Consider the following 11,820-nt stretch of genomic DNA (forward strand, 5'->3'; position numbering starts at 1 on the left):
TTGCCACCATGGGAGAGTAGTTGCCGTTACTGCTTGACATTCTATGTCACACTGTAACGCATGGTCGACACACAAGCAGCGTCCGCATCCACCGCAAACTCGGGCGAGCCGCAGATCCGCCCGAGTATGGTGTGGGACGCCTGGGGCTCCCCGGCCGGACACAAACCACTGTCCGAGCAGATCCGGGGACTGCTCACGCAGGTTTTCGGGGTGTCCGGCGAGCCGGCGACCCGTCGCGATGAGGGCGACGTGGCGCTGCGCGCGTCCGCACTCACACCGGAACAGCACACCGGGCTCGTCGCGGTGGTCGGAACCGAGCATGTGTCCGTCGACCACCGCGACCGGTTGCTCCGCGCGGGCGGCAAATCCACCCCCGACCTGCTGCGCCGCCGTGCCGACGGGGAACAGAACGCGCCCGACGCCGTCGTCTTCCCCGCCGATCACGACCAGGTTCTCGCGGTCCTGAAGTACTGCGCCGCCAACGCCATCGCGGTTGTCCCCTTCGGCGGCGGCACCAGCGTCGTCGGCGGCCTCGATCCCGCACGCGGCGGCTTCGGCGCCGTCCTCGCCCTCGACCTGCGCCGCCTCGACACCCTCACCGACGTCGACCCGATCAGCGGCACCGCCACCCTCGGCGCGGGCCTGTCCGGTCCGCAGGCCGAGGAACTGCTTGCCCGCCACGGCCTTTCGCTCGGCCACTTCCCGCAGAGCTTCGAATACGCCACCATCGGCGGCTTCGCGGCCACCCGGTCCTCGGGCCAGGCCTCGGCCGGGTACGGGCGTTTCGACGACATGATCCAGCGCTTCAAGGTCGCCACCCCCGCGGGCGATCTCGACCTGGGCCGCGCCCCCGCCTCCGCCGCCGGACCCGACCTGCGTGAACTGTTCTCCGGCTCCGAGGGCGCGCTCGGCATCATCACCGAGGTCACCCTGCGCGTGCACCCGATTCCCGAGACCATCGGCTATCAGGCCTGGTCCTTCCCCGACTTCACCACCGGCGCCAACGCCCTGCGCACGGTCATCCAGGCCGGGGCCGCCCCGACCGTCATGCGGTTGTCCGACGAGGCCGAGACCGGCCTGAACCTGGCCCGCGCCGGGGATATCGGCGGCGCCGCCGTCGGCGGCTGCCTCGCCGTCACCACCTTCGAGGGCACCGCCGCGCACGTCACCGCCCGCAGCGCCGAGGCCGCCGCCCTGCTGGCCGCCGCCGGCGGCACCGCGCTGGGTGAGGGCCCGGCCAAGGAATGGGAGCACGGCCGCTTCGCCGCCCCCTACCTGCGGGACGCGCTGCTGGACGTCGGTGTGCTGTGCGAGACCCTGGAAACCGCCACCACCTGGAGCAATCTCGCCAACCTGAAGGAGCGGGTGACCGCGGCGCTGGTCGACGCGCTCGGCCAACCGGCCCTGGTCATGTGCCACATCTCGCATACCTACCCGACCGGCGCCTCGCTGTACTTCACCATCGTCGCCAAGCAGGCCGAGGACCCGATCGCGGGCTGGGCCGTGGCCAAGAAGGCCGCGGGCGACGCCATCGTGGCCGCCGGCGGCACCATCACCCACCACCACGCCATCGGCGCGGATCACCGCCCGTGGATGACCGACGAGGTCGGTGACCTGGGCGTCCAGGTGCTGCGCGCGGTGAAGAACGCCGTCGACCCCACCGGAATCCTCAACCCTGGGAAGCTGATTCCGTGAGAACCATCCGCTCCATCGCCCTGGTGACCAACCCGCTGTCCGGGCACGGCAAGGGCGCCACGGTCGCCGTCGAGGCGGCCAACCGGTTCGCCGAGTTCGGTGTCCAGGTCACCGAGATCCTCGGCGACTCCGCCGCCGAGAGCGAACGCCTGGTCCGCAAGGCCCTCGCCGACCCGGACGCCCGCCCCGACGCCGTCGTGGCCGCGGGCGGCGACGGCCTGGTCGGCGTCGTCCTGCAAGCCCTGGTCGGCACCGGCGTCCCGCTGGGCCTGATCCCCGGCGGCACCGGCAACGACCTGGCCCGCGAACTCGGCGTCCCCGACGACACCGCCGCCGCGGTGGCCACCATCCTGGACGGCCGCACCCGCGCCATCGACCTCGGCACCGTCGAGACCGAGGAGTCGGGCCGCGCCATCTGGTTCGCCACCGTCACCGGCACCGGACTCGACGCCCGGGTCACCCTGCGCGCCAACGCCTTGCGCTGGCCCAACGGACCCATGCGCTACACCGTCGCGGCCCTGCTCGAACTCGCGGGCAAGCTCGCGGTGCCGTACCGCATCGAACTGACCGGTTCCCCCGACCACCCGGACGGCACGGTCCTCGAACTCGACGCGGTCATGGTGGCGGTCGGCAACACCCGCACCTACGGCGGCGGCATGCTCATCACCCCCGACGCCCTGATCGACGACGGCCTGCTCGACCTCACCGTCGTCGGCGCCATGTCCCGCCTGGAAATGCTGCGCCTGCTCCCGACCCTGTCCTCGGGCAAGCGCATCGACCACCCGGCCGCGGTCCAGTACCAGGCCCGCGAGATCCGCCTCACCGCCCCGGGCGCACCCGCCACGGCGGACGGCGACCCGGCCGGTCTGCTCCCGGCGCTGTTCCGCGCCCACCCCGCAGCGCTGGACGTCCTCGTCCCCTGACGTCGACGCAGAGCTGTGCCCCATACCGGAAAGGTATGGGGCACAGCTGTACCCGGTTACCTGCTTGTACAACATGTTGTACGGTGGAGTTGTACGCTATGTCGTACAGCAACCTGAGGGAGGATGAACCGATGCCGTCGTTGCCGATCTCCAAGGTCCGCGAAAATCTGTTCGGCTTCGTGAAGCAGGTCAACGACGACCACGACACCCTCACCGTGGTCACAAAGACCGGCGAGAACGCGGTCCTCGTCGCCGAGGCCGACTGGAACTCGCTCATGGAGACCCTCTACGTTCTGCAAACCCACGGCGGGATCCAACTGTTGAAGTCTGCGTCCGACGCGCGCGCCGGCCGCACGGTCGTACGCGCTCTGATCGACCCCGACGCGGCCGAGCCCGGGTCCCCGGAGGATGGGGAGGGCGAGAGCGCGGAGGCCGAAGTCATCCGCCTGCTGTTGTCGGAGTTGATCAGACGAGGTGCTACGCCAGAAGTCATCCACGACCTATTGGGTGAACGGCTATCGGAGGCAGTCGAGAACTCGGGAGCGTGACCACGTGCCCGACCGCAAGCTGACCTTCACCGCCCAAGGGTGGCGCAGCTACGAAAGCTGGCTGACCCGCGATCGCCAGGTACTGCGAGCCGCGAACAAGATGATCGACGCTGTCCTGTCCGACCCGTTCAGCGGGATCGGCAAACCCGAGCCCTTGCGTCACCAGCTGGCAGGCCACTGGTCCCGCCGCATAACTCACGAACACCGCCTCATCTACTACGTCACAGACACCGAAGTGGCGATCGTCCAGGTAGGCGGCCACTACGACGACTGAGAGCCCCGAACCTGCTCTCCTCCATATCGGCACAATCCGTCATGACGGTGGCATCGGTTGCCGCATAGCATCATTCGAGCAATTTCTGTCAGCGCCGGGAAGTTGATGGGGGACCGGCCTCGGGTGAGGAGCGAGTCGTGAGCTTCGGGTTCCGTGTCGGCGTTCCAGGGATGAGCGTGCGGGTATCGACCCGTGGTGTACGGACTTCCGTGGGTCCACGCATCGCAAGGGTCAGTATGGGCGCGGGCAGAACCCGGGTGTCCTCAGGATTCGGTCCTTTCTTCGCTTCCACGTCGCTCAGCGGTGGCAGGCGCGGCAGTACCGGCCAGCGGCGGTCGTCACGTCCGCGCGCGGCGCTGCCATCTCCGGCGCAGCTCGAACGGGCGCGCAGGCAGGCCGAACGCGCTCAGCAGGAAGCTGAACGCGCCGCGTTGATCGAGCAGCTGCAGCTATTGCGTTTGCAGATGACGAGCGTGCACCTGCAGCATTTCGAACCCGCGCGGCCTCCGGTGATTCCGAATCCGCCGCTGCCGGAACCGGCTCGTGTGTTGGCCGCCGCTCGCGCCTTCCACCTCTCCGGAATCGGAATGCTGGCGCGCAGCGATCGAGCCGCCGCGAAACAACGAGCGGACGAAGACGCTCGCCGGTACTCGATGGAGGAACAACAGCGACTCGAAGCGGTGCACCGGCAGTTGATCACCGACGCCGCAGTGTGGTGGCAGCACATCGTCTCGAACGACGAGGGAACTGTTTGCGAGGCAGTAAATCTGGCGTTCTCCGACAACCCGGCTGCGGGTTGCGCTGTCGGGGTGGACGGCTCGGTGCTGTCCGTGGTGATGCGGCAACCCGACATCGATTCTCTGCCCGACCAGGCGCCTGGGTTCACCCCGTCCGGTCGGCCGATGCTGAAGGCCCTCACCAAGCGGGACCGTGCGCTGTGGTGGCTCACTGCGATGGGGTCCAACGTCATCGGCACACTGCTCGAAGGTTTCGCGGTCGCGCCTGGCATAACCGCGATCGACCTCGCCGTGCTCTCGCGGCTTCCCGATACGCAGCGGCTGGGATTCGTGGCCTACGGGCGATGGTCACGCGATGCGGTCGCGCGCGTTCAATGGAGATACCCGAACGACGCGCTGCGGTTTCTGGATATCGGCGAGGATGTCGCGTGTTCGATTACGACCTCGGCATCCGGTCGCACCGCAAGGACGATCAAAGCACTCGATATAGACAATCTGCCGGGTTTGCGAAGTTTGCTCGATCACGCCCAGGACGACTCCGGACCGGACGATGTCATGCTCGGTGGCATCGACGGTGATCTGCTGGACAACCAGAGCCGCTCGGTCGGGTCATCTACGGATCCCTACGCATTTCGTTCGTTCGCGGAGTGGCGGAACCAACCAATCCAACCACCTCGTGGCGCCTCGGACAGCCTAAACGATTGCGCACCAATACTTCTCGCTCCAGGTCAGATGGTTTCGCTGCCAGAGCCCGCCTCGGGTCGCTTGCAGATCACTTGTGCCTTCGGGGGAGCTGATGCCGACCTGACGCTCTTGCTGGGTGACCCTTCGGCGCACGTCGCCTCCGATATGGACTTCATCTTCTATGGTCAGCCGAGCTCTGTGGACGGCTCCGTGCAGCTGCTGGGTAAACAGTCGGAAGGGCCGCATGTCGTCGAGCGGGCCGAGCTGCGATTGGCTGCGCTCCCGCCGCGGGTTCAGCGGATCGCGATCGCCGTCAACATGGATGTGGACGCCGGGCTGAGCTGGGCCGCGCTGAGTTATGCCCATATGCAGGTCGATTGTGCGGCGGGGGCGTGGTCATTCACGCCGCGCGCCGCTCCGGACATCCGTGCGATCGTAGTCGCGGAGTTGTTCCGGCACGTTGTCAACGGAATGTCGTTGTGGGGCCTCCGAGCGATCGGCCATGGCTGGGCGGAGGGATTACCCGCGCTCGCTAGAGCTCACGGGGTGACCGTGAGCTGACCGCGTCAGGAATGCGGCCGGCTCGCATCAGGCCGGGCGGGCGATGAGCAGGTGGCCTGTCATCGGCCGGTTGGTGACCTCACGCTGATCGACCGTGAGGCCGGCCCGCTCCAGCGCCGCACGAACCTCGGCGACCGGGCGCAGCGTGAATCCGTATGGGGTGAAGGGCATTTTCGCCATCGCATCCGGATCGCCGATGCCGATCACCAAGCGGCCCTTGGGTTTCAGGACACGGGCCAGCTCGGCACAGGCCGTGTCCAGTTCGGGCACGAAATAGATGGTGTTGCAGGTGATTACGGCGTCCAGCGAGTCGTCCGCCAGAGGCAGCCCGGTGAGCGACCCCTCGACCAGGCGCAGCCGGTGGGAGGACACGTCGGCCGAGTACTCGGTGCGCGCCTTCGCGAGCATGTCCGCGGAGAGTTCGACGCCCGTCACGGTGCCGGTGGTGCCCACCCGGCCCAGCAGCAGGGTGAGGCCGATGCCGCCGCCGAAGCCGATGTCGGCGGCCGCGTCGGTGGGTGTCACCTCCGCGGCGGTGACCGCGGCCTCGATCAGGGGGCGGTTGCTGCGGTTGAGCACGCGGGCGACCGCCTTGCCGAGGCGGCCGCGGGGGTGGCCCAGCTGGCCGGCGACCGTCGACATCAACCGTGTGACAATCGGATTCATGGATTTCAGGCTACCGGCCGGTCGCCTCGAAAGGGTTGTGTGACGACACGGAAACGACTCCGGTCACGACGCGGAAACAATGTGTCCGACGCAACGTGAATGCAACGAAACCTGGTCTACCCTGGCCAATTTGGCGCAGAACCTGAGAATTGGCCAAGGATCCGGGGGAATGCGCCGAAACGGCGGTAGGCTGGCCATCGAGGGCGGGGCTTTCGGTGTCCCTCATCCACCGAGAGCCCCGCCCTTCGGCTATCCAATTCGCCCCTGGGATTCGCCCCTGGGAAAAACCCGGTTCTTGGGCGATAATCCCAGCCCTTAGAATCACACGGTGACCAGCGCAGCCTCTGAGAACCCGCGTAATCGTGCCGATGCCCTCCCCAAGAGCTGGAACCCCAGCGACGTCGAGGCCGACCTGTACGAGCGCTGGGTAGGCGCCGGTTACTTCACCGCCGACCCGAGTAGCGCCAAGCCCGCGTACTCCATCGTGCTGCCCCCGCCCAACGTCACCGGCACCCTGCACATGGGCCACGCCCTCGACCACACCCTCATGGACCTGCTGACCCGCCGCAAGCGCATGCAGGGCTTCGAGGTGCTGTGGCTGCCCGGCATGGACCACGCCGGCATCGCCACCCAGACGGTGGTGGAGAAGCAGCTCGCCGTGGACGGCAAGACCAAGGAAGACTTCGGCCGCGAACTGTTCGTCGACAAGGTCTGGGACTGGAAGCGCGAATCCGGCGGCCAGATCCAGGGCCAGATGCGCCGCCTCGGCGACGGCGTCGACTGGAGCCGAGACCGCTTCACCATGGACGAGGGCCTGTCCCGCGCCGTGCAGACCATCTTCAAGCGCCTCTACGACGCGGGCCTCATCTACCGCGCCGAACGCCTGGTGAACTGGTCGCCGGTGCTGAAGACCGGCATCTCCGACCTCGAGGTGGACCACAAGGAGGTCGAAGGCGAGCTCGTCTCGCTGCGCTACGGCTCCCTGAACGACGACGAGCCGCACGTGATCGTGGCCACCACCCGCGTCGAGACCATGCTCGGCGACACCGCCGTCGCGGTGCACCCCGACGACGAGCGCTACCAGGCCCTCATCGGCACCACCGTGTACCACCCGATCACCGGCCGCCAGATCCCGATCGTGGCCGACGACTACGTGGACCCCGAATTCGGCTCCGGTGCGGTCAAGATCACCCCGGCGCACGACCCCAACGACTTCGAGCTCGGCCTGCGCCACAACCTGCCCATGCCGACCATCATGGACATCACCGGCAAGATCGCCGACAGCGGAACCGAATTCGACGGCATGGACCGCTTCGAGGCCCGGGTCAAGATCCGCGAGCGGCTCGAGTCCGAGGGCCGCGTGGTCGGCCGCAAGTACCCCTACATCCACCAGGTCGGCCACTCCGAGCGCTCCGGCGAACCCATCGAACCCCGCCTGTCCATGCAGTGGTGGGTCAAGGTCGAGGGCATCGCCAAGGCCGCCGGCGACGCGGTCCGCAACGGCGACGTGAAGATCCACCCGGCCGGCCAGGAACCGCGCTGGTTCGAGTGGGTCGACAACATGCACGACTGGAACATCTCCCGCCAGCTGTGGTGGGGCCACCGCATCCCGATCTGGTACGGCCCCGAGGGTGAGATCGTCTGCGTCGGACCCGACGAGCAGGCCCCCGAGGGCTACGTCCAGGACCCGGACGTGCTCGACACCTGGTTCTCCTCGGGCCTGTGGCCCTTCTCCACCATGGGCTGGCCCGACTCGACCGAGGAACTCCAGAAGTTCTATCCCACCAGCGTGCTGGTCACCGGCTACGACATCCTCTTCTTCTGGGTCGCCCGGATGATGATGTTCGGCATGTTCGTCTCCGACGACCCGGTGCTCACCGCGGGCAAGGACGCCAAGCAGGTCCCGTTCCAGGATGTGTTCCTGCACGGCCTGATTCGCGACGAACACGGCAAGAAGATGTCGAAGTCGCGCGGCAACGGCATCGACCCGCTGGACTGGATCAACGAGTACGGCGCCGACGCCACCCGCTTCACCCTGGCCCGCGGCGCCCAGCCCGGCGGCGACCTCTCGGTCGGCACCGCGCACGTCACCGCCTCGCGCAGCTTCATCACCAAGCTGTTCAACGCCACCAAGTTCGCGCTCATGAACGGCGCGCAGCCGGGCGAACTGCCCGCCCGCGACACCCTCACCGACAGCGACCTGTGGATCCTGGACCGCCTCGACGAGGTCATCGCCGAGGTCGACGGCGCCCTGGACCGCTACGAGTTCAGCAAGGCCCTCGAAGGGCTCTACCACTTCGCGTGGGACGAATTCTGCAGCTGGTACCTGGAATTGGCGAAGGTCCAGTTCGCCGACTCCGAGGAGCGCGCCGCCAGTACCCGCGTCGTGCTCGGCACCGTCCTCGACGCCGTGCTGCGCCTGCTGCACCCGGCCGTCCCCTTCGTCACCGAGACCCTCTGGCAGGCCCTCACCGACGGCGCGGAGGGCGAGTCCATCGTCATCTCCTCCTGGCCGGCCGTCTCCGGCGCGACCGCCGACGCCGCGGCCGCCCGCCGCGTCGCCGACACCCAGAAGCTGATCACCGAGATCCGCCGCTTCCGCGCCGACCAGGGCCTGGCCGACAGCCAGAAGGTGGCGGCGAAGCTGATCGGCATCGATACCGCCGACCTGTTCGCGCAGGAAGCCGGAATCGCCAACCTGGCCAAGCTCACCGCCGCCGGTGACGACTTCGCCGCCACCGCGTCGCTGGAGGTGCGCCTGTCCGCCGCCACCGTGACCGTCGAGATCGACACGTCCGGCACCGTCGACCTCGACGCCGAACGCCGCCGCCTGGAGAAGGACCTCGCCGCCGCGCAGAAGGAGCTCGCCGGCACCAACGGCAAGCTCGGCAACGAGGCCTTCCTGGCCAAGGCCCCCGACGAGGTGGTCGCGAAGATCAAGGCGCGCAAGGAGATCGCCGAGGGCGACGTCGAGCGCGTCACCGCACGTCTGGCCGAGATCGCCAAGCTGGCCGCCCAGTGAACGACGAACCGGAGCGTCAGTACGCGGAGGGCTCGCTGTCCCACGGCACCTCCCCGGTGGATCTCGCCGAAATGGCGCTGGTCGAGGCCGAACTCGACCAGCGCTGGCCGGAGACCAAGATCGAGCCGTCGCTGTCCCGGATCGCGACGCTGATGGACCTGCTGGGCTCGCCCCAGCAGTCCTATCCGGCCATCCACATCGCGGGCACCAACGGCAAGACCTCGGTCACCCGCATGATCGACTCGCTGCTCACCGCACTGCACCGGCGCACCGGCCGGATCACCAGCCCGCACCTGCAGCTGGCGACCGAGCGCATCGCCATCGACAACGCGCCCATCACGCCGGGGCGCTACGTCGAGGTGTACCGCGAGCTGCTGCCGTACATCGAGATGATCGACGCGCAGTCCACAGCCGCGGGTGGCCCGGCCATGTCGAAGTTCGAGGTGCTCACCGGAATGGCCTACGCGGCCTTCGCCGAAGCGCCGGTCGACGTGGCCGTGGTGGAGACCGGACTGGGCGGCCGCTGGGACGCCACCAATGTGATCGACGGCCAGGTCGCCGTCATCACCCCCATCGGTCTCGACCACACCGAATACCTCGGCCCCGACCTCACCTCCATCGCGGGGGAGAAGGCCGGGATCATCAAGAAGGCCCCCGAGGACGAACTGTCCCCGCGCGACACCGTCGCCGTCATCGCCCAGCAGGAACCCGAGGTCATGGACGTCCTGCTGCGCCGGGCGGTGGAGGTCGACGCCGCGGTCGCGCGCGAAGGCTCGGAGTTCCAAGTACTTTCGCGTCGCGTCGCCATCGGCGGCCAGATGCTCGAACTCCAGGGCCTGGGCGGCGTCTACGACGAGATCTTCCTGCCCATGCACGGCGAACACCAGGCTCGCAACGCCGTGCTGGCGCTGGCCGCGGTCGAGGCGTTCTTCGGTGCGGGCGCGTCCCGCCAGCTCGACATCGACGCGGTGCGAGCCGGATTCGCGGCCGTGCTCAGCCCGGGCCGCATGGAGCGCATGCGCAGCGCGCCCACCATCTTCATCGACGCCGCCCACAACCCGCACGGCGCCAAGGCGCTGGCCGCGACCCTCACCAGCGAGTTCGACTTCCGCAAACTGGTCGGAGTGATCGCGGTGCTGGGCGACAAGGACGCGGGCGGCATCCTCGACGCCCTGGAACCGGTCTTCGACGAGATCGTCGTCACCGAGAACGGCTCCCCGCGCGCCCTGCCCGTCGACGACCTGGCCAACCTCGCGGTCCAGCGCTTCGGCGACGAACGCGTGGCCGTCGCCCACGACCTGGCCGACGCCATCGAAACCGCCATCGCCCTCGCCGAAGGCGGGGAGGACGGCGAACTGGTCTCGGGCGCGGGCATAGTCATCACCGGCTCGGTCGTCACCGCCGGGTCCGCCCGCAGCCTCTTCGGAAAGGATCCCGCATGAGCGACGCCACCCCCGAGGTCCCGCCCCCCGCCACCGACCCGTGGAAGGGCCTGCGCGGCGTCATGGCCGGGACCCTGGTCCTGGAGGCCATCACCGTGCTGCTCGCGCTGCCGGTGATCAGCGCGGTCGGCGGCGGCCTGCGCTGGTGGTCGGTGCTCTACGTGGTGGGCCTGGCCGTGGTCATGTTCCTGGGCGCCGGCGTGCAGCGCCGCTCCTGGGCCATCCCGTTCAACCTGGCCCTGCAGGTGGCTCTGCTGCTGGGCGGCTTCATCCACATCTCGATCCTGGTGATCGGTGTGGTGTTCGTCGCCGTATGGGTCTTCGTGCTGTTCCTGCGCTCGGACGTGAAGAAGCGCATGGAGGCGGGAACCCTGCCCAGCCAGCGCATGTCGGGGGCCTGAGTAGCGCCGCCGAATCGGGCAGGCCGGGGCATCCGCCCCGGCCTGCGTTTTTCCTGCCGAGCAAGCGACGGTTAGGCTTCACGGGTGACTGAGCAGACCTTGGTACTCATCAAGCCCGACGGCGTGGCCCGTGGCCTCGTCGGGGAGATCATCACCCGCATCGAGCGCAAGGGCCTGAAGCTCGCGGCCATGAAGCTCGTGAACGTCTCCGAGGAAGTGGCTGTCGTCCACTACGCCGAGCACGCCGAGCGTCCGTTCTTCGGTTCCCTGATCGAGTTCATCACCTCCGGCCCGGTCGTCGCGGCCGTGCTCGAGGGTGAGCGCGCCATCGCCGCCTTCCGCCAGATCGCCGGCGGCACCGACCCGGTCGAGAAGGCCGTCCCGGGCAGCATCCGCGGCGACTACGCCCTCGAGACCCAGTTCAACCTCGTGCACGGCTCGGACTCGCCCGAGTCCGCCAAGCGTGAGATCGACATCTGGTTCCCCGGGTTCGCGCACTGATCTTCCGGGAGCGTTTGCTCCCGCTTCCTCCTCGGCCGGGTCCGGGGCCACGCCCCCGGACCCGCCACCCAGCGGCCGCTCGCGAGACTCGCGAGGCCGCTCCGGGCCGCGTGGGCACGACGCCCCGGCACGGTGTGGGATACTGGCTCTGGAAGTGACCGACGCCGGCCGTTTGCGGCAGGCATCGTTCACCTCCGATTGACACCGCGGAGCGACGGACGATCATCGCTGCCGCCGACGGCTCCAAGACTCGGCCGCCGGGCAGGCACGCTGGATGAACGCTCGTGACACGGCGTTGAGCCAACCAACCAGGCGCCACGTGAACTGTTAGCCCGAACGACGAGATACCGGTGATAACGGGCCACG

General features: G+C 68.5%; 10 protein-coding genes. 9 read left to right on the forward strand and 1 reads right to left on the reverse strand.

Annotated elements, in window-relative coordinates:
• Positions 1 to 60: 60 nt before the first annotated feature.
• The 5 genes from ACFRAQ_RS18905 (at position 61) to ACFRAQ_RS18925 (ending at position 5,422) form a co-directional block, all read left to right on the forward strand.
• Positions 61 to 1,695 (forward strand): FAD-binding oxidoreductase, encoded by a 1,635-nt coding sequence (locus tag ACFRAQ_RS18905; protein ID WP_379101222.1) that lies wholly within the window; start codon positions 61 to 63, stop codon positions 1,693 to 1,695.
• A complete protein-coding gene (locus ACFRAQ_RS18910; protein WP_379101224.1) occupies positions 1,692 to 2,618 on the forward strand; it encodes a diacylglycerol/lipid kinase family protein in 927 nt (308 codons plus the stop codon). The genes ACFRAQ_RS18905 and ACFRAQ_RS18910 overlap by 4 nt, the downstream gene beginning before the upstream one ends.
• 98 nt (positions 2,619 to 2,716) lie before the next feature.
• Positions 2,717 to 3,166: a type II toxin-antitoxin system Phd/YefM family antitoxin gene (locus ACFRAQ_RS18915; protein ID WP_379101226.1), complete on the forward strand. Its 450-nt coding sequence runs from the start codon at positions 2,717 to 2,719 to the stop codon at positions 3,164 to 3,166.
• 4 nt (positions 3,167 to 3,170) lie between these two features.
• On the forward strand, positions 3,171 to 3,440 hold the full coding sequence (locus ACFRAQ_RS18920; RefSeq protein ID WP_379101228.1) for a Txe/YoeB family addiction module toxin: 270 nt from the start codon (positions 3,171 to 3,173) through the stop codon (positions 3,438 to 3,440).
• A gap of 137 nt (positions 3,441 to 3,577) precedes the next feature.
• Complete coding sequence (locus ACFRAQ_RS18925; protein ID WP_379101230.1) at positions 3,578 to 5,422, forward strand: TerD family protein; 1,845 nt, start codon at positions 3,578 to 3,580, stop codon at positions 5,420 to 5,422.
• A gap of 27 nt (positions 5,423 to 5,449) precedes the next feature.
• On the opposite strand, the gene ACFRAQ_RS18930 is transcribed toward ACFRAQ_RS18925, so the two are convergent.
• Positions 5,450 to 6,088: a class I SAM-dependent methyltransferase gene (locus tag ACFRAQ_RS18930; protein WP_379101232.1), complete on the reverse strand. Its 639-nt coding sequence runs from the start codon at positions 6,086 to 6,088 to the stop codon at positions 5,450 to 5,452.
• A gap of 328 nt (positions 6,089 to 6,416) precedes the next feature.
• Here ACFRAQ_RS18930 and ACFRAQ_RS18935 point away from each other — a divergent pair, with 328 nt between their 5' ends.
• The 4 genes from ACFRAQ_RS18935 (at position 6,417) to ndk (ending at position 11,454) form a co-directional block, all read left to right on the forward strand.
• The gene (locus ACFRAQ_RS18935; RefSeq protein ID WP_379101234.1) at positions 6,417 to 9,110 is read left to right on the forward strand and encodes a valine--tRNA ligase; all 2,694 of its coding nucleotides are present in this window, start codon (positions 6,417 to 6,419) and stop codon (positions 9,108 to 9,110) included.
• 71 nt (positions 9,111 to 9,181) lie between these two features.
• Complete coding sequence (locus tag ACFRAQ_RS18940; protein ID WP_379102160.1) at positions 9,182 to 10,552, forward strand: bifunctional folylpolyglutamate synthase/dihydrofolate synthase; 1,371 nt, start codon at positions 9,182 to 9,184, stop codon at positions 10,550 to 10,552.
• Entirely contained in the window at positions 10,549 to 10,953 is a 405-nt protein-coding gene (locus tag ACFRAQ_RS18945) for a DUF4233 domain-containing protein (protein WP_379101236.1), read from the forward strand. Before ACFRAQ_RS18940 ends, ACFRAQ_RS18945 begins: the two co-directional genes overlap by 4 nt.
• A gap of 84 nt (positions 10,954 to 11,037) precedes the next feature.
• Positions 11,038 to 11,454, forward strand: coding sequence for a nucleoside-diphosphate kinase (gene ndk, locus ACFRAQ_RS18950; protein ID WP_357090206.1), 417 nt, complete (start codon positions 11,038 to 11,040; stop codon positions 11,452 to 11,454).
• Positions 11,455 to 11,820 lie beyond the last annotated feature (366 nt).

It is taken from the genome of Nocardia sp. NPDC056611, assembly GCF_042792755.1.
Lineage (GTDB): Bacteria > Actinomycetota > Actinomycetes > Mycobacteriales > Mycobacteriaceae > Nocardia.